This window comes from Komagataeibacter kakiaceti JCM 25156 (genome assembly GCF_000613305.1).
On record NZ_BAIO01000863.1, the window covers coordinates 1 to 631 of the forward strand.

The window sequence follows — 631 nt, forward strand, 5'->3', positions numbered from 1 at the left end:
GCTGCGCCTGCCGGTGAGGATGTCTACCGCTTCGACACCAAGCGCGTGGTGGTGGGCCGCATCGAGCGTGGCCGCATCCGCGTGGGTGATGAAGTGGTGGTGGGCACGCATGCGCGCGCGCGCGCATCGCCACGATCGAAAGCTGGCACACCGCCCCGCAGGTCGCCGCCATTGCCGGGCAGTCCGTGGCCGTGACGCTGGAGCCGGACGTGATTCCCGATCGTGGGGATTTCCTGTTCCCGGCATCCGACGCGCCGCTGCGGGCCGCGCGGATCCGCACGCGCCTGTTCTGGCTGCGCCAGGAACCGCTGCGCGTGGGTGAAAGCTTCAAGCTGCGTCTCGCCACGGCGGAACACCAGGTGACGGTCGCGGCCATCGATTCCGTCGTGCGGCTGGAAGACCTGACCGAACACCCCGCCACGGAAGTCCCGCCCGAAGCTTTGCCGAAATCACACTGGCGGTCTCCGAAACCATGCTGTTCGACCCCTTCCTGCCCGGCACGGCGGATGGTCGCGGCGTGCTGGTTGACCGTAACCAGCAGATCGTGGGCGGCGCGCCGCTGGTTGGCGTGGCCGAAAGTGTCGCGGGGCGCAACGCCATCCACCCCACGGGCAGCACCGTTTCGCTGTGG

General features: G+C 69.1%; 1 pseudogene. It reads left to right on the plus strand.

The annotated features are described in order from the left end of the window. Positions 1-631 (plus strand): annotated as a pseudogene (locus tag JCM25156_RS26590) (elongation factor 1-alpha C-terminal domain-related protein); the annotation flags it as partial.